Below are 23,199 nucleotides of genomic sequence, written 5' to 3' on the forward strand. Positions count from 1 at the left end.
ACGATTCCACCCGGCCCGCCCAAACGCCCCCCGGCAATGGCAAGTTCTCGCCATCCACCAGTTCTCGCCATCCACCAGGCGATGTCCCGTTGCGCAATAACCTGAGGCAATCGACGAAAAAACGCCGCCAGCGAAACGAATTTCGACTGGCGGCGTTCAGTTTTAAGGCATCGCAGATGCCAATGAGGCGGAGGGCACGGGACTCGAACCCGCAACTGTTGCCAGCGACTGATTTCGAATCAGCTTCCTAACCATTCGGTTACCCTCCTCAGGCATTATCGACAGAAACACCTTCGCTAGCAAGGGCAGTCGTCGGGGACAGTCCCGAGGAATCCACTTTTTTTCGCCTCTATCCGTCATAGCCGGAATAGAGCCACGCATCCTCGGGTCTCTCTAACCGTGTACAGCGAATCGGCCCCTACTTATTGCGTTGAGAGGCCACCCCAATGTTGGCCGACTGGATCTTCATTCGACCTATCTGACCGCTCCATCTCAAGACGATGCTGGATCAACCATGCGTTTCTATTCCCTTGCCGCCGACGCCGTGGTAGTGCTTCACATCTCCTATGTTCTATTTGTCGTATTGGGGCTGCTTGCGATTGCCGCCGGTGGAATGGCGAATTGGCAATGGGTTCGGAACCGCTGGTTTCGGGCATCGCACACCACCATGATCGCTGTAGTCGTTATCGAAGCATTGCTTTCGATCACTTGCCCGCTGACCACTCTGGAACGCCACCTGAGGCACCAAGCTGGTGAAACGGCAAGCCAGGGTAGCTTCGTTGGACGCTTGGCGCACGACCTCCTGTTTTACGACTTGCCGCCGCATGTCTTTACGATTGCCTACTGCATCTTTGGTAGTGTCGTGCTGGCCACGCTCTGGTTGGTCCCCCCTAACTTTACGAACAATCGTACCACTTAGCTGTTCCATGGCAGGGGGATGAAAACCGCGAGGTGGAGTTGTGAGCGGATATCATATCCAGGCTGGCTCTCTACGGCATTTTTGCGACGAATTCGCTTGTAGTTTAGCTGGTAGACGGAGTTGAAATTCCTCTGGGAAGTCGCATCGCCGCAGTAAAATCTAAGCATCGACAAAATCTAAGCATCGACCTCAGAGCATCGACCAGTCGATGACAGCACGGGTGTGACCACCGCTCGCGCTGCCAGTCTTGGCGCACCGCCTGTACTACGAACATTTTACCGAATGAGCCTGCAAGGATCGGACTGTCGGCAGCGGTGCGTCCGTTGTCCGCGCGCTAGAGGCAAACGCCTGGGTCAGGCGCTAGAGTCCTAGCTGCGACTGGCTGCATTTGAAAGATAAAATGCGAGAAACGACGTTTGCCAAACCCGAGAAACTGTGAAGCTAATCGTTGTTCCGCAGGCAGTGCATGTTGGCCATTGATATGCCGCTCACGATGGCGCCGATAATTCCAACGAAGCCCTGATCGGTACCACACAGAAAAAGGTTTTTCAGGTGTGTTGTGCCGTCGAGTTTCTTGTCCGGTGCGCCGTAGACAGCGCCATTGTCGTGGGAAGTGAAGCGGCGAATTGTCTTAGGAGTGAACACGTCGGTGGCTACCACATGGCCGCGAAAATCAGGGATGAATCGCACGGCTGAGGCTACGCTCCGGTCGTACCACCACATTTTCTGCCGCTGGTACTCTTGCTCGCTCAAATTTTCCCAGCGATCAAAGTCAGCAATGGTCGTGAGACGGATGATCCCATCCTCCAACTCCCCGTCACTACTTGAATAGCGATAATTATTGGGGCTGCAAATGACTCCCGTGCGCACATCGCACAAGCCTTCTTGGGGAGGATTCCAGTGAAACTGGTCACTATCGTTGTAGAAGACGATGGTTTCCTCAAAGCCCACTTCGCGGGGTTGTTTGTCGAGGATGGAGATCGATTCGATGAAGGTTAATTGTCCGGCGCGTTCGGTTTCTACGTGGCTCAAATCGTCGCAAAGACGCTGTGTCTCGATAATCCCGGCACTGGAGAGGATCCGCTTTGCTTGAAGCTCTTGTCCGTCTTCCAGCACGACCCCCACCGCTCGATCGCCATCGACTCGGATTGATTGAACAGCACTTCTCAGCTTGAGCTCTCCACCGAGCGACCGAAAACGCTTAATCAGATGCTTCAGGATCAGCCGAACCCCCTTGTAGGGGCGTGCAAACCCTTCCATGAAGATGCTTCGGAACATGATGCAAAACTGCCCGTAGTCCATGTCATGGGCGCGTGCATTGCCGTACCACATCAGGGGGCAGAGCAGCATTTCGATCAGCAGAGGCTCGTCGAAAATTTCGGCCAGGAACTTGCGGGTAGAGCCTTCGAAATGCTCTTGGGTGAGATCGTCGTAGTCCGCTAGCTTGCTCAACAACAACTCGAAATTGTCGATTTGGCTGGGGAAGGTCCGAGCAATTTCACTGCGTAAGAAGTCGAGTTCGTTGTTGAACCCGATACGGACCCCAGGAAAGGCAATTGCCGACCCCATTTGGGGCGAGAGTTCGAAATCCTCCCAGCGAAATCGCAACTGCCGTAGCAGGCGGGCCAAAGGCCCCTTTTTGGTCCCCGCTGGGGTAAAGTTCGTGACGGCGTGCAGTCCTACATCGTAGTTGCGACCGTTTTGTCGATAAAAGGAGTTGAGCCCACCAATCGTCCAGTGCTTCTCGAGAATGCACACTTTCTGATCGTAGTGGGCTAAGCGTATACCAGCGGCTAGGCCGCTCATACCGCCACCGATGATGATTGTGTCGTACACAGCGGTCACCGGGCCATTCGCTTAATTACCATGATGTAGCAGCAGAGCTGTTATCGAGAGTCATCGTTCCCGCACCCTAGCTGTTTCGGGCTAGGAGCGATGACTAGATGTCAGCCATTTTGGGTTCAAGGTACTTCACCGTGCTCGCCATGCTCGCCAATTCGCCATACTGATCCTCAGGAATCTGAATGCGATGCCGCTTGCGCAGTTCCATCACGATGTCCAAGAAGTCCATCGAATCGAGCTCCATTTGCTCGCGAAACGATTGCTCATCATTAAGGTTGCTCAGATCTTCATCGGGAGCAATCTCGCTGAGAATGTCGATGATTTCGTCTCGAATCTCCGCTGGACTCATTAGGTATCTACTCCCGGCATAGGATCTTATGGATGATTGGGCCGCAGGCACTGGCACACGACAATCGATTGTCACAAGCGACTGTCTAGGTGTGGAGCAATTTTTGCAGCAAGCGGTTTATGGTACCGAGTCTCCTGCAATTCGACTAGCCATGCTGCTCGGGGTTCCGTACGGAAAATAGAAAGGGCCCGCCGTTTTCTGATAGAGCTGCGGCTGTTGGTCGGCCGCCTCGGGGCAGACCGCCTAACAGCCCCCCGTGAGCCTCACAGGCCCTACAAATAGCCCCCAACGCGAGCAATGGGAATTCCTCGGCACCGCTGCGGAGCGTGTCTGCATCCTCCTGAGGAGAGTTGCAGCGACGGGAATCGTTGAGGCAATTGCGAAAAACACTAATTCTGGGTATCCTCGCAGGCTCACTATCGTCGAAAGCGGTCCGCGTTCTTCGATACTTACAAACTATCGAACTATCTTCAATCTTCTGTTGAGAAAGCGGTCTATGAGCGTCTCTTCACCGGCAATCGAAAAACTGGCTATTGATACGATACGTACCCTCAGTATGGACGCCGTACAGGCAGCCAAGAGCGGACACCCCGGAACGCCGATGGCTTTGGCTCCAGTCGCATTCCAGGTCTGGGCCGATGCACTCCGCTACGATCCGGCTCAGCCGCTATGGCCCAACCGAGATCGGTTTGTATTGAGCTGCGGCCACGCATCGATGCTGCTGTACTCCATGATCCACTTGACCGGCATTCGTGCGACTGACGAATCGGGCAAGGTACTCGACCGCCCCTCGATCACGCTCGACAACATCAAGAATTTCCGCCAGCTACACAGCCCCTGTGCCGGACACCCCGAGTATGGTGAAGCGGCGGGCATTGAAACGACCACAGGTCCCTTAGGGCAAGGCGTTGCAACCAGCGTTGGCATGGCCATAGCCTCGAAGTGGCTTGCCGCTAGTTACAACCGCCCAAAGTTCGAGCTCTTCGATTTCAACACCTACGCCATGTGCGGCGACGGCGACTTGATGGAAGGAGTGGCCTACGAGGCTGCGTCCCTGGCTGGACACCTCAAGCTGTCCAATCTGTGTTGGATTTACGATGACAACGGAATCACCATCGAAGGTGAAACCGACTTGGCCTTCAGTGAAGACGTAGCCCGACGCTTTGAAGGATTAGGCTGGAATACAGCCCGCGTGAAGGATGCCAATGATCTGGCTGCCATGGCTCAGGCGCTCAAGTCGTTCGAGGACTGCAACGACAAGCCAACCCTGATCTTGGTGCGCAGCGTAATTGGTTTCGGATCTCCCAACAAAGCCAATTCGCACGGTGCCCACGGCGCCCCTTTGGGTGACGAGGAAATCAAGCTAACCAAGAAGGCGTATGGCTGGCCTGAGGACGAAAAGTTCTTAGTACCCGCGGGCGTGCCCGAATACTTTGCGGACACGATCGGTAAGCGAGGTGCCGCCGCCTCAAGCGCATGGGAGACGTTGTACTCCAGCTACAAGAGCCAATTTGCTAAGGAAGGCGCTGAGCTCGACGCATTGTTTGCCCGGCAATTGCCCGCAGCTTGGGACAAGGGAATCACCGAATTTCCTGCGGATGAAAAGGGAATGGCCACCCGTGTCAGTAGTGGCAAAGTCCTGAACATGCTTGCCCCCAACCTTCCGTGGTTGGTCGGAGGCTCTGCCGATTTGGCCCCCAGTACCATGACGCTGCTGGACGGACTCAAGGGCTTTGAACACGACAGCTACTCGGGTCGCAATATGCACTTTGGCATCCGCGAACATGGAATGGCTGCCATCCTCAACGGTATGGCCCTTAGCGGCTTGCGTTCCTACGGTGCGACATTCTTTGTCTTCACCGACTACCTGCGTCCCTCGATGCGGCTCAGCAGCATTATGCACCAACCGGTGCTGTATGTACTGACCCACGACTCCATCGGCTTGGGAGAAGATGGCCCCACCCACCAGCCCGTCGAACACTTGGCTGCATGCCGAGCTATCCCTGGGTTGTATGTCTACCGGCCATCCGATGCCAATGAAGTCGCTGAGTGCTACCGCAGCGCTATGGAAATGACGGATCATCCCGCAGCCATGGTCCTGTCGCGTCAGAATGTTCCCACCTTCGACCGCAAGCACTTGGGTGCCGCGAGCGGCGCTCGCAAGGGAGGTTACATTTTGAGCGATTGCGAGGGAACGCCTCAGGTGATCCTGATGGGAACGGGAACCGAAATCCAATTGTGCATGAAAGCCCAGGCAGAACTCAAGTCTGCTGGCATTGCAGCTCGCGTGGTTAGCTTGCCTTGCCACGAACTGTTTGACGATCAGTCGCCAGACTACCGCGAAAGTGTATTGCCTAAATCGGTGAAACATCGCATTGCATGCGAAGCGGGAATTCGCCAAGGCTGGGACAAGTACATCGGCGCTGATGGCCACTTTGTCGGCATGAGCAGCTTCGGTGCCTCGGCTCCGATCGATCAGCTGTATCAGCACTTCAAGATCACCGCCGACCAAATCGTCAGCTTCGCTCGCGTGGCGGTCAGCGGAGCCAAGGATTAGACGGAAACGTCCGGTCGTTGCCCAACAATTAGCCTCACCGCACTTTTGTGCGGGAGGCGTTGGGGAAAACGCAGCATTCAATCATTCTGATTCCCCAGTGCAGCCACCGACACTCCACGGCGGGCCCCATCTGAGCGTGTAGCTCCTGCTAGACAATTGCAACCCGCAGCGTCAGCAAGGAAGCGGGACATGCAAGCCACTGCCAAGGCATGAGCTCACCAGGATACTTCCCTCTGTCACTCGCCTGCATCGTCAACCTCACCCTGCTCACGCGGCTACGAGGAAGCACAGCTCCTGCTAGACAATTGCAACCCGCAGCGTCAGCAAGGAAGCGAGACATGCAAGCCACAGCCAAGGCATGGGCTCACTCGGATACTTCCCACGGTCACTCCCCCGTAACATCAACCTCGCCTTGCTCACGCGGTTACGAGAGGGCACAGCTCCTGCTGGACAATTGCAACCCGCGTAGGCTGTGAATTTTTAGCCAAGTGGTTTGCAAATTAATTTTGGGCGCTACAACTATAGCATGAATACTCAAAAACCATCGCAGCTTGCTCGTGTTTCCCGCCCCCATCGTATTCAAGTGGAAATGCACATGCTTTCACTTGAAGATATGCTTCCGCGCGACCATCGTGCTCGCATTGTCTGGTCGTTTGTCAAAACGTTGGACCTAGAACCTCTGTATGAAAAGATCGTTGTCACCAAGAGCACCGTTGGCCGCAATAGTATTGCGCCGGAGATACTGGTTTCACTGTGGCTTCTGGCAACCTTGGATGGCATCGGCACAGCCCGAGAACTTGGTCGCCGATGCGAGACGGACATAGCCTATTTATGGACGCTCGGAAATGTCACGGTCAATTATCACACGTTGAGCGACTTTCGAGTGGAGAACGGAGCATTCTTGGAGAAGACGCTCGTTGACACGGTTGCCTCGTTGGTCGCCCAAGGTCTGGTGCCCCTGGAGACCATTGCCCAAGACGGAATGCGCGTTCGGGCTAGTGCAGGCAGTAGTTCGTTTCGCCGCAAGCCGACGCTTGAGTCATTGCAGCAGCAGGCTCAGGCTCACGTAGATAGATTGAAGAAAGAATCCGAGAACGAATGCGATCGTTCCGATGGAGACGCACGTCGCCAAGCGGCAGTCGAACGAGCATCGCGTGAGCGTCAAGAGCGATTAGATGAGGCTTTGCGACAGTTTGAGGAGCTTAGTAAGCAGCGCGAGTCTCGGAGAAAAGGTGACGGCGAAAAGACTCGCGTGAGCACTACGGACCCTGACGCCCGTAATATGAAGATGGCCAATGGTGGCTTCGATCCGGCCTTCAACGTCCAGTTCGCAACCGATGCTGACTCGCGAGTAATAGTCGCTGTCGATGTTATCAACTCGGGAACTGACAGTGGCCAAATGGCACCAATGCACGAGAAAGTGTGCTCAACTTACGACAAGACACCCAAGACGCAATTGGTCGATTCCGCTTACGCAACCAAGGGCGATGTTAAGACCGTGGAGTCTAAAGGGACCGAAGTCGTCTCCACGATCCCCCGTGGATCGGTATTGGAAAGCAAAGGCAAAGATCCTCACGCGCAGCAACCTGGCGAAAGCGACGAATACACAGCGTTTCGCGCGAGAATGGCCAAAGAGGAATACAAAGAGCTTTACAAGACGCGCCCGTCGGTTGCCGAGTTTCCCAATGCGGACTGCCGCAATCGGAACCTTCGGCAATTCAAAGTTCGAGGACTGGTGAAGGTCAAAGCGGTAGCGCTATGGCATGCCGTGGCCTTTAACTTCACACGCATGGTAAACCTGGGGGCCTTGGCAATCTAAGCAGTTGCAAGACAACCGCTTGGTTGAGAAATAACACAACTCGAAGAGATGAGCATGATGGACAGGAGCTAACTTGCTGGCCAACAATCCGACCAGGTAAGACTTTCAGCCGCCAATTCGAAAAAATTTCGTGGTTGGAATACCAAAAGAGTCCGTTGGTGAAAAAACTTCACAGCCTAGCAGCGTCAGCAAGGAAGCGGGACATGCAAGCCACAGACAAGGCATGGGCTCACTCGGATACTTCCCACTGTCACTCCCCCCCCATCGTCAACCTTGCCTTGCTCACGCGGCGGGTTACGAGAGGGCACAGCTCCTGCTAGACAATTGCAACCCGCGGCGTCAGCAAGGAAGCGGGACATGCAAGCCACAGACAAGGCATGGGCTCACTCGGATACTTCCCACTGTCACTCCCCCCCCATCGTCAACCTTGCCTTGCTCACGCGGCGGGTTACGAGAGGGCACAGCTCCTGCTAGACAATTGCAACCCACGGCGTCAGCAAGGAAGCGGGACATGCAAGCCACAGACAAGGCATGAACTCACCAGGATACTTCCACTGTCACTCCCCTGCATCGTCAACCTCACCCTGCTCACGCGGCTACGAGGTAAACGAGGCCGCAGGCCATTTGGGAGAGGCACGAGTGCTATGACCGGCGGTCGCAGCACTCCGTCGCGTTATCATGAGGCCGACTGAGATTTGCTCACGGCCACCATGCGTCAATTTTGCTACGCAATTTCGCAACTAACTCAGGTTGCTGCTCTGCGAGATTCTTGGTCTCCCACGGATCGAGCACGACGTTATACAACTCCACTTCGGCATCCGGTACTCGAGCGTTCTCCGGGACAACTAGCTTCATGTCGCCTTCGATGCACCAACGATACATCAAGCTCGATTGGGGATCGTCCATGCTCTGAATATCATGCTCTAGGATCTCGCCGTAGAGTGTGTCGCGATTCTCCACTAGAGTTGAGTCAGCCAAGTTAATTCCTGGAAGCTCGGGATCGGCCGGCTGACCTAACAGGCCAAGTACCGTGGGGACCATATCTATACTGCTGGCCAAATGAGTCTCGTCGCGGCGCGGTTCGACGTGGCCAGGCCAGTGCACCATGATCGGAGTCCGAATTCCGCCATCGTAGTGACTCCGTTTACTTCGTGCAGCATAGGCACTCCTATCTGGAAGATTAATCCAGCCATTGTCACAAACATAGACAATGATTGTATTGTCAGGATTGCCATGCTCTTCGATTGCACTCCGCACTTGACCAATGCTCTGATCGAACCATTCGCACATGGCCCAGTACTTAGCAATGGATTCAGTGGGAGCAAGCTTTAGGTACTTGTCCAGTAAATCTTGTGGAGGAGTATGCGGAGTGTGGGGCAAAAATGGAGCGTACCACAGGAAGTAAGGTTTGCCTGCCGCCTTGCTCTCCTGGATGAAACTGGCAATGGGCTCAAAGGTCGTTCGCCCAACCGAGAGTCCTACATCACCATGGCGGCCCCCTCGGGTGTGATCCCCATGGGTCATCCCCGCATCAAAACCACCGCGGGCGTAATTGCCTTCCCACCACTTGCCGGTCTGCAAACTTCGATATCCCAGTGGCTTCAATCGATCAGGAAGGGTCTTCATGCGATCGATATGCAATTTCAAATATTGCTCGATGTCCTGCTGGTACGTGGGATCTCGATACAACCCTCCACGAGATCTCCCAGCGGATTTGGCCACTTTGGAACTGGGAGGGGGATCGTTGCCAACAATGCCGTGCTGGTGGGGATAGAGACCGCTAATCATGGTGGCCAGTGAGGGACGGCACAAACTGTCAGGCACGTAGCCCCGGGTGAACAGCAGACTTTCACGAGCCAGCCGATCAAGCTGGGGCGTTTGAATTTGCTCGTGCCCCATGAAGGAATAGTCACTCCAAGCTTGATCGTCGGAAATCAAGTAGACAATATCGGGAAGTGGCTTGGGCTGCTCAGCGGACAGATTGGGAGTCGCCCAAGACAGCGCCGCAACTGCACCCGCCACTCCAGCCATCAACAGCTTGCCGATCCCGGACACCATGCTGTACCATGTTGGCTCCGTACGAGTTGGCTCCGTCAAACCGCCAGTACACTCAGGTTCTGGCGACTCCTGCTCTAGCGTTGACCAAAATCGACTTGGTATCATTCGTCCATTTCCTTCGGTGGGATGTTAGTTCTAGGTGAGGTTGCTTCGAAGGGGACCTTACATAGCCACTTCATTCGAAGCTCATTAGGTACCGTAGCATGATCACAGTTAAAGTGAATGGTTCCACCGGGACCATTATCCTGGACCGAGCGAGCAGATGCAACGCGCTCACTCGCAAAATGATTGAGCAACTATCTCAGGCCTTGGACGATCTAAGACAGGAAAAGAAAGTGCGAGGAATTGTCCTCAGTGGTGCAGGCGTCCACTTTTGCACGGGACTCGACCTGCAAGAATTGCACGAAACGACCATGCAGCGCGATGCGTTAGCGACTTGGCATCAAGATGCAATCAGCTTGCAATCATTGCTGGAACAGATCCTCCAACTTCCGAAACCAGTGGTAGCAGCCGTCGATGGAGCGGCGCAGGCCAGTGGCCTCGCACTTGCGTTGGCATGCGACCTTGTGGTGGCAAGCCATCGAGCCACGTTTAGTGTCCCTGCTCCCCAACTCGGCCTGGTCGCTGGTCTGGTCATTCCGCTCTTGCAATTCCGATTGGGGGCTGCCACGACCAGCCGCTTAGCCCTGGGCGGGGACGAACTCTCCGCCGAGGAAGCCAAGAACCTTGGGCTGGTGCACCATGTCGTAGAATCCGACAAGATCTGGGTTCGTTCGAGTAACTGGATTGACTCGATCGCTGCGGGGGCTGCTGAATCCGTGCAACTTTCGAAGAGAGTCTTGAACGAGATGATTGGTGAACAGCTGTCAACGATGCTCACCAGCGGTGCTGCCGCTATGGCTACGGCACTTACGACCGAAGCAGCCACTGAGGGGTTGACCGCCTTTGCGGAGAAGCGTGCTCCCAAGTTTCCCTAGCAGAGACCGCGTGCCGTGACTCCAGACCTACTTTGACGCCAATTGATGCACACCATCGATCAATCTTTGCCGTCGAAAGGCCGGAGGACGCGTGCCGTCTGTCGGGAAATAGCGTTTCAGACTTAAGCAATGCCGCTCCAGAACGTTCCAACTCAGAAGCGCGGCACCGTAGGTCAAACCGAACATCAGTCCCATATAGACCAAGTTGGCGACTAGGCTATTCCCCACCCAACCAGTCAAAAGACTGACGGACAGCACGCCGGCAGTCAGCGGGATCAGCGGAGTTTGGAAGACGTACATGGCATAGCTATACCGGCCCAAGTTTTTGAGTCCAGCCGTGTTGAAAAAGCGGGCCAGCCAGTGCCTGGGTGTAGCATTGAGCAGGTACACGCAAACACAGGCCCAGGCGATGGGCCAAAGCGTATGTCCCACGGTACTCATGCGTTTGCCAAGCAGGTCGAGCCCCATCCCCGCCGCCAGGCACACGGCAAGTACAGGTAAGACCCAGAATTTGAGCGGCTCCAAGCCGCGCGTCGTTCGAATTTGCAGGGCCAGAGCCGCACCGATGAGCAGTGCGTCAAACCGAAAGATGCTGAGCACATCAGGTGCCACACCGTTGGAACTAAGTGTTGCAAAGGCAACGCGAGTCCCCGCGCTCATAACAGCCAAGCCAATAGCTAGCCGCAGCGCAACTCGGCTGGATACCATGAAGATAATAATGGGCCAAACAAAATAGAACTGCTCCTCAACCGCCAACGACCAGAATGGATCGAGTACACCGAAGCACCACGCACCTTCCATCCCCATCTTTACGTTCGCCATGTAGGTCCATAGATAGGCCTGATTTTGAATCGCTTGGTCGAATACCCCAGGGAAAAAACCACTCCGCGGAAGCACTACCAAAAACAGGAGCAGCGCCACAAAGTACAGTGGGAAAATCCGCAGACTCCGCCTCGAAAAGAAGTGCTGAAAATAGTTCGCTTGTCCCTTGGTGTCGACCAGGATGCCAGTGATCAGAAAGCCACTAAGCACAAAAAACAAATCGACTCCTCGGTTGCCTAACCCAAAACCGCTGTGCAATATTTGCCCCAGCCAAGTGTCGACGGGAATCTCTTTGGAAAACCGATATAGCGTTACCAACAGAATTGCTAAACCACGCACTCCATCGAGTTGTGGAATATGCATGCCAGCTTGCCACACGCGTTGCGGTATCGATACTGAAGCAGTGGAAGTCGGCATAGCGGTCGCATGCAGTTTTAGAATTTGTGTCAAGGAAACTGGGATACGCCCAACCAAAGACCGCGAAGCATGCCAGTTTGGGTCGCACAAACCAAACATGCTCCGCGTCTTGGGGAGTTTAGGTCGCGACTACAGAAGCGTTAAAAAAATGGCGCTGGGATCCTAAGCATGCCAGCACTGCAAGTAGGGCTGGTCGGATTGTAACGATCCTCTTGCGAGCTAGCCTGTGCTCAAGCCGGCCTGACTCAACTTCAAGCCGCTCGATAAACGACTGTGCGAGTGCGAGCAATCCGATCCAGGCCGAAGACTTCGCCGCCTGCAACCCTATTTTCGACTAGTGAACTAAACACGAAAAAACCGCCCAGATTGCTGGACGGTTTTGGGTAAATGTTTGATTGCTCGCGGTTGGACTCAAGCGATTGCAATGAGTCTTTAGCGCTGCACAGGTGCACCGAACTGAGGCATCGCTATTTGAGTTGGCGGTGTTTCAACGCTGCCTTGGCTTGGCTGACTGTTCGGGCTGGGGAAATCGGGGAACGAGTTCACCGTCGCGTTACCAGCTGGAGGCATGCTCTGCGAGGGCAGGCCAACAGACGACTCATTTGCGGTCTGGTTGGGGAGCTGCTCACCGGCGGCTCCGGCTGGCGGAGCGTCTCCCATTGCCGATGCTAGAGTCGATTCGAGAGAGGCTGTGTCTTCGAAGTCGATAAATACCGTTTGCTCGGTTTCAGGAATGGTGAAGGCAATACTGGAAATTCTCCAGCCTTCTACCGTTTTCCGGACTTCACATACGATATCCAATTTTTCCGCTGGCTGGTCGTCGACCGGTGGCTCCTGCCAAGTGCACTCAACTAGGGCGACTCCCTGGTCCTCGGCATAGGGGAAGCCGACGCGACCAATTTTGTACACACCTTCCGGAGTACCAAGAGGTTGAATTCCATACTGGGATGCTGCGAGCGCTTCGCGCGCCTTCTGAGTCAATACGCCATTGGCAGCTTGCTCATTTCCACGTCTTAGGGCATCGAGAAAGACAGCCACCGACTCGGATGCTTCCGTCTCAGCCCCGTCTGTAACGACGGTCGCCGTTGGAAATGCAGTGGCAAGTGCTGCAGCCGAATTTGCATTTTCATTCGCGGCTGTAGGGCCGGCCGCAGCTGAGGTGGCTACAGCGGGCGTCGAATCGGAGGCGGCCGTCGCCGGTCCCCCTGTGTTGGCCGAGTCGCCACCGCCACAACCGACGGCAAATGGGGTTACCAGAACGGCAAGCGATAATCCGCGTTGGAACGAACGAATTAGGGGCATTGTGCTACTTCCTGCAACTTATAGTGAAACCAAGCCGACTACGATTCCTGTGCGGCTACGTCGATACCTTGCAATTCAACCGGTCCCTCATGACGAGACTGGCTTGCCTCAAGATGTACCGGCTGGGACCAGCACACGTCAATGGCAACTCAGTCTGAATTGAAGACTTGGCTAGGCTTCCCTGCAGTCTGCCACTCTCGACTCAGCGACCGATATCTCAATACCCAGTTGCCCGTCGCGTTGCCCACAACACCGCCGGCCAGTGCCATCAACGGAGTCGTGTAGAATGGCTTCCCAGCCGCGTAGGGCACCACCGACATGGTCTCAGAGACCGCCGCGCGCCCCAATCGTCCGTAGGCGACAGGGTACAGCTGCCGCTCGAGCTCCCAGTCCCCATTGACCATTGCATAAGTCAACACGTCCGACGTGGCATGCGCGTGATGATAGAGCGGAGCGACTGGTGCCAACTGAAATACCGCGTATGTCCCCAGGAAGTAGTGCTGCCGAAACTGCTTGGCTTCCCCAGCTTCATAGAGGGCCTTGACTGGATCAATTGAATTCAGACTTAGCGTGTTCGTGTACGGATCGTAGTGGTCCGACCCTAACGCTCGACGCGGAATCAGAGCATATCCCAGGACGCTGAGGGTTCCTCCCGTTGCCTTCCAAAATGGAGAAATGCGATCATTGGCTAGCATCCTCTCCCATTGCTCCCTCGGCTCGTACCGGCGAAGATCGATATAGACGTCCGATAACCTGTTGTCGCCTAGATAAGCTTCCGCAGCCTCCAACGCTTCAAAGCGTTTTTCGATCAATTCGGCTTCGGTTACTCTAGGTTTTCCCAGGAAGGCAGCCACACTGCGTCTCGGAAATTGAACCCAGTGTTCAATGCGGTCAACGAAAGGGTGGTCTCCGCCGATCGCCAAAGCATTGCTAGCATCAACAGTTTGAGGCCGCTCAAACGACACTCCGTTGGGTTTGACTCCGTAGATGTAGTGATCTCGTGCACATCCCAAAGAAATGCACCATAGCGCAGCGGCCATCCACGAGATCGACCGAAAGCCGAAATGGCGTTTCCCTTGCGAGGCCTGCAATCGCAAACTCTGCAAACGTGACAGCGTACAACCAGCGGTAAACATGAGTGCCTTGCACAGGTGACATCAAAGCCCAATGGAAACGCGATAGCCTCCCGCTCTCTTCAGTCAACCAGCGTTGGTGAGCAGATCACGCGAATCGAGGGGGGAGGGGAGTTCGTGCAAGACTTCTTGCCCGCACCTTTGTACTATCTACTATCGTCAACTATGCAAACGTACAGTAACGTTTGATATGCCAGTCTCGTGAGTTTTGATGCTTGCTCAGCCTTTCCTGCTTAACAATATCGACAACCACGGTAGGAGCAAGGCAACCAAATGGTTGCTATGGCAGTGCAATTCCGGGAAGACTCCCCCTAGATGCTCGCAATCGTTTTGACACTGCTTTTTTGACACTGCTCGAGCGAGCTGCTGCGTCAGGCAGGTGGTGACACATCCAGTTAGAGCAGGATTTGAAGGTCAATTCCTCGTCCAGCCCCATAACGCCCTGCGGGTCTTCATTGATTTCTATTTTGCTAGCGGGCCTACAGCCGACGCGGCAATGCATCCCGCCGGCCGACCGTTTCCAGGAATTCGAAAACTTGCCTAGCCTGCCCATCTCAGCAGGCGTCCTAGCAGGGCACTGCAGGGACCAGGGCGCAATCGCGTGCAGAAAATCTCACGTCTATGCGGTCACGCTGCGCAAAGTTGTTTAAAATCGGCAAAAAAAAACGTCCGCAGGCGAAACCCACGAACGTTTTGTGAAACCAACAATTGGTTGCGATCGGACTTATTGAGGCAGTCCGCCGGGCTCTCCACCGGAAGCAGTTCCCAGAGCTCCCCAAACACCGTAAGGGCTTGGGCCACTCGTTGGAACTGGCAACGCAAGATTACCCGTATCGATACTTTGGCTGATGAACTGAACAGAGCCATCGGTCATGACCGCGTTCACACCACCGGTGTGATAGCTGTCAGCAGTGAAGATACCTTCTTGCCATTCGCCAGCTCCATTCGCACAGGAAGGATCGTTGGGTGGCAAAATGGTATTGAAACCACAGATCATTGGATAACCCGATGCCCAAGCATCACCGTCGCGGTGGTGCGAAGCTGGCAAATCGCCAACAATAGTGCCACTAGGACCCTTGGTTTGCTTGCAAGCCAAAGGGCTGGCTCGCATTTGGGCATTGGCCATTACGGTGTAGTGACCGTGAATCATGCCTTGTCCAAGATAGATGGTATTTTCGGCACACATGATCGTGTTACTCGTACCATCTGTGGCTGCACCAATTTTCTTGCCGGTTAGGTGACTAAATAATCCGCGATTGTTTCTCGAATTGACGATGTGTTGGCCATCGAGGCCCAACGTCGAATCACCTGTGCAGAGAGCATAGTTAATTGGCGCGTTGCTCGAGAGCCCCGTGCCGGTTGCACCTGGGTCGGAAGGACACAGGAAGGAAGAAATCTTTGCTAGGTACGGTGCGTAGGGGCGCAGCGAGTGTGGGCCTCCATTGGTCTGCACCGAAGAGCCTTGAGCAGGATCAGGAGCACCCGCTTGGATCTGATTGAATAGCGGGCCCTGCTCAATGTAAGGCAAGGAAGCAAGAAATGCGCTGTGACGATTCATCGCACTGTTCCAGCTCGTATCCCACGAAGCACCGGGGTGGGTAGCTCCATTGGACAAGCTCGGGAAAACGCGGTGCGAACTCTCGTAATTATGCATCGACAACCCAATTTGCTTCAGGTTATTCGAGCACTGCATCCGTCGAGCTGCTTCACGGGCAGCTTGCACGGCTGGCAGGAGCAAACCCACCAGAATTCCAATAATAGCGATGACAACTAGTAGCTCAACGAGCGTAAAACCCCGCGAGCGAACACTGCGTAAAGGACGCAACCTCAACATAAATAACTCCAGTATAACGAACAAACACTCTTAAAAGGCCGAATGCCTGCCGCATGTTAACACATCTTAAGCTTGGGAACCACTAATATTACCTATCATAATGAAGAAAAAGTGAGAAGATAATGGGGCGCTCCCCCCCAACAACCTAAGGTGTATGAGACGAACTCCAACACAAACCGCGCAAACCCCACATCCAAGACTACCCACACCACCTCGAGAGGCACGCCCAACCCATCATGGCTGAACGATGTGCTCAGGCGAAGGACCAATCGAATGGATTTTCCCTTCGGTTTCGCCAGGCCAAAAGACCTCCAACTGCTCTAAGGAGTGCCCGGGCGGCACTACCAGCACTAGGGGGGCACGCAGATCCGATTGGTAGCTTCGTCCAGACACGACAAACTGCGTTTGGCTCGATCCATCGGAAAATTTGGCCGTAACGCGACTCCCGATCGCATCTCGATTGCAGCGGGTTCCTATTAGGGTTACCGCGATGGCGCGATTGCCAGTGGGCGTGTCGTTTCTCAGTAGGGTGGGACGTCCCCGCGCATTGAGAACCACCACATCAGAGTCTCCATCGGAATCCAAGTCAGCCGCGATTAGCCCGCGCGTCACCCCTCGAACCTGCGTCCCACTCCCCCAGTTGCTCAGCGTCTCAAACCGACTACCGTCTTGATTTCGAAAGAGCAAATTGGGGGAATCAAACGCACTCTTGGTATTACTCCCTCCACGCAATTCGTGGTTATCGTCCAGGCCCCCGCAGCCCACAAATAGATCCAATTGACCATCCAAATCGAAATCGGCCACAGCCACCCCCCAGGTGACCTGAGGGCGTGTTTCCGGCCCCAGACCAGACTTGGGCGTACTGTCGATCCAGTAGCCATCGACACTGGAACTATAGAGCGTCAAGAACTCGTCAGCAAAGGAACTCATGACCACATCCACGAGCGCATCATGATTGAAGTCGGCTAATTCAATCCCCATAGAGCCCTGCACTCTCCCCTGAAAATCCAGCGCGAGACCCGCCAGTAGTCCCACTTCTTCGAACTGCCCTGCGGCGTCATTCTGAAAGTAAAAATTCTCCTGAGTATCGTTGGCAACCAAGATATCAATATCGCCATCGAGATCGAAATCACAGGAGGTGACCGCCATACTACGTCCGGCGACATTTGTGATCCCCGTAACTTGGGACACATCAGTCCAGTTGCCATCACCCGAATTGCGAAACAGCGTGTCGACCTGCGGGGTAAATTGCAATGGACTGGGATAGGCCGGCAACCCCTTATGGTGATGCACTCGATGCTGCGATTCCTCGAATTGCACATAGTTCCCAACATACAAATCGAGATTCCCGTCGCGGTCGTAATCAAGGAAGCTAACACCGCTTCCCACTAACTCCCCATTCGCACTCCCCGATGCTTGTGTACGATCGGAGAAGGTGCCGTCTCCGTTGTTCACGAAAAATCGGTTCGTACCGTAGTTGTTCACATACAGATCAACGTCCCCATCATTATCGTAATCAGCGGCAGCGACTCCCATCGCGTACCCGGTGTCCCCCACACCAGCCTGCGCAGTCACATCGGTGAACTGGAACTCTCCATCGTTGCGGTACAGCACGTTCGTCGCCCGGGCCACGACAGAGCCACCCAACGAGCAGCCATTGAGAAAATAGATATCCAAATCGCCATCGTTGTCAAAGTCGAATACAGCGAGGCCTGCACTAAAACTCTCGACGATAAAGTGCCGCCCATCACTGCCGTCGGTATGCACAAAGTCAATCCCGGTGGCATCTGTCACGTCCGTCAAGATGATGGCGGGCGCGGACGAGAGCGGCACAGTTGGAGATTGCGGCCAAGCAGCCTGAAGCCCAGTGCTCAAGCTCAAGATGAACACCGCCCAAGTGGCTCCCTCGCGCAACCCTAGTTGCCCGCTTCCCCAAACATCGGACCGGCAGCTTGTTCGCCCGTTTTTCAACCATTGCTGGGCCTGCCTAAACCAAGTTTGTCTTGTACCGCAAATTGCCATTCGACTTCAATTCTCAGTTTAAGGTTCACACGGACCGACAGGGTTGAACACTCTGTCGATTTAACGCTGTTAGAGCCCTTGCGGGACTATTTATCTGGCCAGCTGGCTACCTGGCACATTAGCGGACGCCCTCGGTCAGCGCTCGCCAGTCGGGGATTCGACGAGCTCCCTGTGCTCCTGCAAGCGCGCGATGCGCGCTGCGACAGCGGCATCGGACGGTACCATTTTCTGCGCGAGCGCAAGGGTTTCCAAAGCGTTGTCAAACTCGTTACGATCCTCGTAGATGGTCGCCAACAACATGTATCGAGAAAGAGTGGGAGCCAGCTCGACAGCTTGCCGCGCTAACTCGAGGGATCGATCTGAACCGGGGGCCACTTCTTGCTGGAACTTCGCCACCGCTTCTAAAGCTGCCGGGGCACGCGGATTGCGTTCCACGAACTCCTCCAACACCTCTTTGGCTTGATCCTGCATTCCAGCTGCAGCGTACAGCCTTGCTATTTCGAGGACATAAGAGAAGTCGTGAGGTGTCAGCTCCTTAATCTCTGACAACCAACGCACTGCCTCCAAGGGCTCCGAGCGTTGGGTGGCCAGCCATGCCAGTGCCTGCCGCGATTCGATATTCGTTTTCGCCATCTGACTCGCCCGACTCAGCAGCATTTCGCCCGTCTGGTTTTGCCCGAGTCCCACATAGACACGAGCCATATCGACAAACAATTTGGCGATGTCAATCGCCAGCGCTTCCACGTCATCGTAGGCTTCCGCCGTATCGCTGGACTGCGACTGCTTCTTGCGTAGCTCGGAATATACATTTTGATGCCTCTTTGCATCCTCCAAGCGTCCCTGCCGTCGGGCAACCGCAATCAAACCGAAGTGCGCCTTCATCGACTCAGCATCCAGCTCGATAGCCTTTCGGTAGGCGGCCTCAGCGGTCGGCAACTTCTCCAATAATAGCGCCACAGCCCCCAGTTGCACAAAGGCTTCGGTGAAATCAGGGAATTGCTGGGTCAATTTTTGGAGGGTGATCTCCGCGTCAGGCAAGCGATTGGCACTGACGAGCGCTTTGGCAAGCAGCAATTGTTGGTCCGCCGAGTTGGGGAGTATCTCCACAGCTCGCCGGTGATACTCGCAGGCCTGCTGAAACTCTCCTTCGTCCAAAGCGATATTCCCCAACCCGGTCAGCGCGAATGCGTAGTTGGGATTCATCTCCAACATGCGCGTCCACAACTGCTTGGCCTGCAGGACCTCGCCGAATTCGTACTCGGCGCGCGCCCGCATCTCAAGAGCGTCAATGGACTGCGGACCTGCGTTCGCAAGATGCTCGGCAACAGCTAGACATTCACGAATCAACTCGCTACCACTCTCCGGTATCGCAGCAGCCAGCGGTAGAGTTGCCGCGCGTAGAGCGGTTGAATTTCGAGGCAAAGTCTGGGCGTTGGGCGGCACCTTGGTTCGACCGTCAGCCCCTCCATCAACCGACGCCCCTGGGGAACTCTGCAGCGGACTTGGTGTCCGCTCAGGCTGCTCTGCATCAGGCTGTGTCGACTGGACCTGCGATTGTTGGGGCACCGGCAGGTCGGGGCTCACGGCTAGCTCGGAAACCTCTGCTTCAGGATGCCGAGAAGTACACCCCGACAAACAGTTGCAGGCCACCCCAGCTAGCAGACAGAGTTGCAAGAAATTGGGCACCAACGCGTGCTGCAGACGGTTCACTGGCATACAGGCTTACCCTTCTCATTTTGAAACTGCAGAACACTTTCGAAAATCTAGAACCAGTCGTAAGTGACGGTCCCACCCCATGCAAACACCCTACTGGGCGCCCCAACCACTCCGCCGCAGGCGGGCGGTTGATTGCCACGCGACATCGCATCCCCTACAAATTCGCCGTTCCGCATTGCATTTACCCTGTAGCGAATCCAGCTTGGCAAAGTGCTTCCAGGCAGACAGGGCAGGGCACTGCTCCCGGGCGGCTTGGTCACTCCCTTCGTGGTCAAACTGAAAACAGTGGTAATCAGCAAGGCCTCGAGCGGTGGATTCCCATGGCAACAGACCGGTTAGCAACAGACCGCAAGCGGTTGGAGCCTAGCGTGGCAGCAGTCACTTGCCCCCGAGTCTACCGCTGTTAGGGTGCGACCGCCGGTGGTGACGGTTGCCTTTCAATGCCAAGACCTTGCCGGATGGTGTACAAACCGTTGGCCTCCAAGTCGTGGAACACCTCCCGATCGCCACCGTACCATTGGATCTCTAGGCGTTCCAGCCGAGCGGAAGTTCCCAATCCAAAATGCAGACGGGTGCCGAAATGGCTCTGATAGCCACGCCCGCTCAGCAGCTCTCGAATTTGCTCCCGCCCTTCATGAACGGCCATGACCTTAGTCCCCACGGCACTTCGACTCGCCTGGATCCCGATCAGATCCAATTCAATCCAATTGTTCTCGGCAGAACTGTTTTTGAAGAGCGTCGGAACCGTTCGAATATTGAGGACCACCAAGTCTGGACGACCGTCTCGATCCAAGTCCTCCACGACCAAGCCTCGGCTACTTTCCTTGGCAACAGTCGCAATTCCGCAGTCCATCGAGCAATCGGTAAAACGCCCCGCTTCATTTTCAAAGACTTGGTTGTGAATGCGATAGCTGGTGGTGTCGTCAAATTCGTCGAGGTTGTCATGAATATGACCGTTGGCGAGCACGAGATCTTGGTCTTGATCGTTGTCTAGGTCGGCAAAGGCGGTGCCCCAGTTAACGCGGCGATCGGTGTTGGCGCCTGCTCCCACGGAGAGAGTGATGTCTTGGAAGATGGCGCTCCCAAGATTCTCATACAGCGTGGTGCTTTGATTTTCGTAAGAGGTCACAAATAGATCGAGCGTTCCGTCGCCGTTGTAGTCGGACACGTCGGCTCCCATGCTTCCCTGAGGCTCACCTTGATAGTCGTAGGCGACGCCTCCCAACAATGCGATTTCAGTAAAAATTCCGTGGCCATCATTCTCCCACAGAAAGTTGCGAGTGGAGTCGTTGGCTACAAAGATATCGGTATCTCCATCGGCATCGGCATCAAAGCAGACGGTGCCCATGCCCCATTCGGCATCCAGCCCAATTCCGGAAGACTGGCTGACATTCGTGAACGTTCCGTCCCCATTATTGCGAAGCAAATCATCGGGCTCAGCGGGATAAAGTACCGGCCCGCCGTAGACGACTTTCCCTTGAAATTTGGATGGCTCCCTGAGGTCGTAATCGAACACGATGTAGTTGGCGACATAGATATCTAAATCGCCATCTCCATCCATATCGAGCATCGACACGCCAGCGCCAACCTTACTTCCGCATTGCGTGACTTGCGATGCAGATTGTACAAACCTCCCGTCGCTGCAATTGAGGAACAATTCGTTACGTCCGTAATTATTCACATATACATCCGGGCATCCGTCTTCGTTCACGTCCCCTACCGAAACGCCTAAACTATGGGAGAGACTACCGAGCCCACTCTGCTCCGTAACATCAACAAAGGTCCAATCCCCTTGGTTGCGATAGAGTCGATTGGGCTGCACTCTACTCGGATCTGCACCTTTCAAGGCTCCGCCGCTGAGGAAATACAGGTCTAGATAGCCATCGCCATCGTAATCAAACGACGCCATTCCAGAGGCCACCGCCTCGACAAGGTAATGTTGTCCGCTACTACCATCGGAATGCAATCCAACGATCCCCGTCTGCTCTGCCAACAATGGCTGCAAGCGAATCGTCGTCGTCGGATTTTTGGCATCCAGGCTGCTGCCGGTAGTGAGGACCAGCCCGGTTAGTAGTAAACAACAAGTCAACCTGCAATTCATGGGGATTCGTATCTTTGAATAAAGCGATCAGCCCATTGGCTGCGGGAATCGTGGGGATCTAATTCAATAGCAGTCCGAAACGCCTCAATCGCCAAGTCGGCTTGCCCCAACTCGGTGTAGGCGTTGCCAAGTATAAACCAATGGTCAATGTTGGACGGTTCGAGTTCAATGAGCCGTTTGGTCGTGGCGGCGACATCGACAAATCGTCCTTGGCCCAGACATAGCGTGCGTATTTCGAGCAGATATTCAACGTTGGGTGGACTGAGTTGAATCGCATTCAGCATGTGGTCAATCGCTTGTGGAACCTGCTCCGGAGATTTACTGAGGACTCGGCCGGCGTCCATACAAATCTGCGCCAAGCCACTGATGGCAAATTCGCGATCTTGAAATCCCTCAGCGTCCTGTGCATTCTCTTCCCGATCCCGTTGTGCAAATTCGCGAAATCGCAAATTGAATTCTTTGGCCTTCTCGCGATCCCCCAGGGCCGCGTAGACGCGAGTTAGGCCATACATTGCATCTTTGGATTCTGCGTAATGCTCCAGTACGCGTTCGAAGCAGCTCCGGGCTTTCTCATATTCGCGTTTCTGAAGGTAGGCTTGGCCTAGCAACTCGAGGGCACCGACCGTCGCAAAGGGTGAATTGACAATTCGCTCGAGGTGTGCGATCCCCTCGTCAATTTTTCCATCGTGGACTAAGGCATCGGCGTGCATAATTCGAGCCTGCCGATCCTCCTGATCGAGGTTGCTGACCTGACCGAAAAGCACTGCGGCTTCCGTGAAGCGATCGGATTCGAAGGCCATCAAGCCGAGGCCGTAGAGGGCTTCTGCACAATGCTCATCCAAGCGAATCGCTTGCTCCCAATCCTGGCGGGCCTCTGTCGATTTACCGAGCAAGTAGGACAACCGCGCACGCGCGCTGTACGCAGTCGGCATTTCAGGATTCGCTTCGACCAACTCATCGGCCAGAGCGCGCGCCCGCGACAAGATGTCCTCCGCTGAACTATCTGCGATTTCCAAGCGGAGATTGCTCTCGGCTTCGAACATCGATGGAGGGAGGCTGGGAGGGTTCAACGACGCGCTTAGCCCTCCCCATTTCCAAGAGACGAAAATCGAGAATCCTGCGAGGAGGAGTGCAGAACCGACCAGTAGTCGAACACGGGCTGAAGGCACTTTGGAGCATCGCTACGAGAGAAGAGATTGGAACAATCGCTAGCGTGTCGAGGTGGCTTGAGCATGGCAAGAGCTTGCAGCTCGGAATTCCTCTGGCGCTCAGCGATAGTTTAAACCATGCACAAATGCGAAGTGCCCGAAACTCAGAACCCGGCACGCTGG

15 protein-coding genes and 1 tRNA gene are annotated in these 23,199 nt (G+C 55.0%); 4 read left to right on the forward strand and 12 right to left on the reverse strand.

Translation table 11 applies throughout. The features are described from left to right. Positions 1-188 precede the first annotated feature (188 nt). Positions 189-268 (reverse strand) — tRNA-Ser (locus Q31a_RS16855). Positions 269-514: 246 nt separating this feature from the next. Between Q31a_RS16855 and Q31a_RS16860 the strand changes: the two genes are divergently transcribed. Beyond that, positions 515-919 (forward strand): DUF2784 domain-containing protein, encoded by a 405-nt coding sequence (locus tag Q31a_RS16860; protein ID WP_145080314.1) that lies wholly within the window; start codon positions 515-517, stop codon positions 917-919. A gap of 441 nt (positions 920-1,360) precedes the next feature. Here Q31a_RS16860 and Q31a_RS16865 read toward each other — a convergent pair whose 3' ends face one another. Together Q31a_RS16865 and Q31a_RS16870 are read right to left on the reverse strand one after the other, a co-directional pair. Then, on the reverse strand, positions 1,361-2,755 hold the full coding sequence (locus Q31a_RS16865) for a phytoene desaturase family protein (protein WP_145087360.1): 1,395 nt from the start codon (positions 2,753-2,755) through the stop codon (positions 1,361-1,363). Between the two features lie 103 nt (positions 2,756-2,858). After that, a complete protein-coding gene (locus tag Q31a_RS16870) occupies positions 2,859-3,110 on the reverse strand; it encodes an acyl carrier protein (RefSeq protein ID WP_145080317.1) in 252 nt (83 codons plus the stop codon). 496 nt (positions 3,111-3,606) lie between these two features. Between Q31a_RS16870 and tkt the strand changes: the two genes are divergently transcribed. Then, positions 3,607-5,667: a transketolase gene (gene tkt, locus Q31a_RS16875; RefSeq protein ID WP_145080321.1), complete on the forward strand. Its 2,061-nt coding sequence runs from the start codon at positions 3,607-3,609 to the stop codon at positions 5,665-5,667. A 526-nt stretch (positions 5,668-6,193) separates the two neighbouring features. Beyond that, on the forward strand, positions 6,194-7,486 hold the full coding sequence (locus Q31a_RS16880) for an IS1182 family transposase (protein WP_145074767.1): 1,293 nt from the start codon (positions 6,194-6,196) through the stop codon (positions 7,484-7,486). 699 nt (positions 7,487-8,185) lie between these two features. Here Q31a_RS16880 and Q31a_RS16885 read toward each other — a convergent pair. After that, positions 8,186-9,649, reverse strand: a complete 1,464-nt coding sequence (locus tag Q31a_RS16885; RefSeq protein WP_231690803.1) for a sulfatase-like hydrolase/transferase — start codon at positions 9,647-9,649, stop codon at positions 8,186-8,188. A gap of 98 nt (positions 9,650-9,747) precedes the next feature. Here Q31a_RS16885 and Q31a_RS16890 point away from each other — a divergent pair, with 98 nt between their 5' ends. Further along, the gene (locus Q31a_RS16890; RefSeq protein WP_145080324.1) at positions 9,748-10,521 is read left to right on the forward strand and encodes an enoyl-CoA hydratase/isomerase family protein; all 774 of its coding nucleotides are present in this window, start codon (positions 9,748-9,750) and stop codon (positions 10,519-10,521) included. Positions 10,522-10,548: 27 nt separating this feature from the next. Here the strand turns inward: Q31a_RS16890 and Q31a_RS16895 are convergent, their stop codons facing one another. From Q31a_RS16895 to Q31a_RS16930, 8 genes are all read right to left on the reverse strand, one after another. After that, a complete protein-coding gene (locus Q31a_RS16895; RefSeq protein ID WP_197355342.1) occupies positions 10,549-11,760 on the reverse strand; it encodes an acyltransferase family protein in 1,212 nt (403 codons plus the stop codon). A gap of 432 nt (positions 11,761-12,192) precedes the next feature. Continuing rightward, positions 12,193-13,062 (reverse strand): hypothetical protein, encoded by an 870-nt coding sequence (locus Q31a_RS16900; protein WP_145080330.1) that lies wholly within the window; start codon positions 13,060-13,062, stop codon positions 12,193-12,195. A 149-nt stretch (positions 13,063-13,211) separates the two neighbouring features. Further along, positions 13,212-14,198 carry a hypothetical protein gene (locus tag Q31a_RS16905; RefSeq protein ID WP_145080333.1) on the reverse strand — a complete coding sequence of 329 codons (987 nt, stop codon included), beginning with the start codon at positions 14,196-14,198 and terminating at the stop codon, positions 13,212-13,214. Positions 14,199-14,919: 721 nt separating this feature from the next. After that, complete coding sequence (locus Q31a_RS16910) at positions 14,920-16,029, reverse strand: DUF1559 domain-containing protein (protein WP_145080336.1); 1,110 nt, start codon at positions 16,027-16,029, stop codon at positions 14,920-14,922. A gap of 234 nt (positions 16,030-16,263) precedes the next feature. Next, a complete protein-coding gene (locus tag Q31a_RS16915; RefSeq protein ID WP_197355343.1) occupies positions 16,264-17,919 on the reverse strand; it encodes an FG-GAP repeat domain-containing protein in 1,656 nt (551 codons plus the stop codon). Between the two features lie 267 nt (positions 17,920-18,186). Next, positions 18,187-19,767, reverse strand: coding sequence for a tetratricopeptide repeat protein (locus tag Q31a_RS16920; protein WP_145080341.1), 1,581 nt, complete (start codon positions 19,765-19,767; stop codon positions 18,187-18,189). Between the two features lie 403 nt (positions 19,768-20,170). Beyond that, on the reverse strand, positions 20,171-21,868 hold the full coding sequence (locus Q31a_RS16925) for a CRTAC1 family protein (protein WP_145080344.1): 1,698 nt from the start codon (positions 21,866-21,868) through the stop codon (positions 20,171-20,173). Next, positions 21,865-23,037, reverse strand: a complete 1,173-nt coding sequence (locus Q31a_RS16930; protein ID WP_145080347.1) for a tetratricopeptide repeat protein — start codon at positions 23,035-23,037, stop codon at positions 21,865-21,867. The genes Q31a_RS16925 and Q31a_RS16930 overlap by 4 nt, the downstream gene beginning before the upstream one ends. Between the last annotated feature and the right edge of the window lie 162 nt (positions 23,038-23,199).

It is taken from the genome of Aureliella helgolandensis (assembly GCF_007752135.1).
Taxonomy (GTDB): domain Bacteria; phylum Planctomycetota; class Planctomycetia; order Pirellulales; family Pirellulaceae; genus Aureliella; species Aureliella helgolandensis.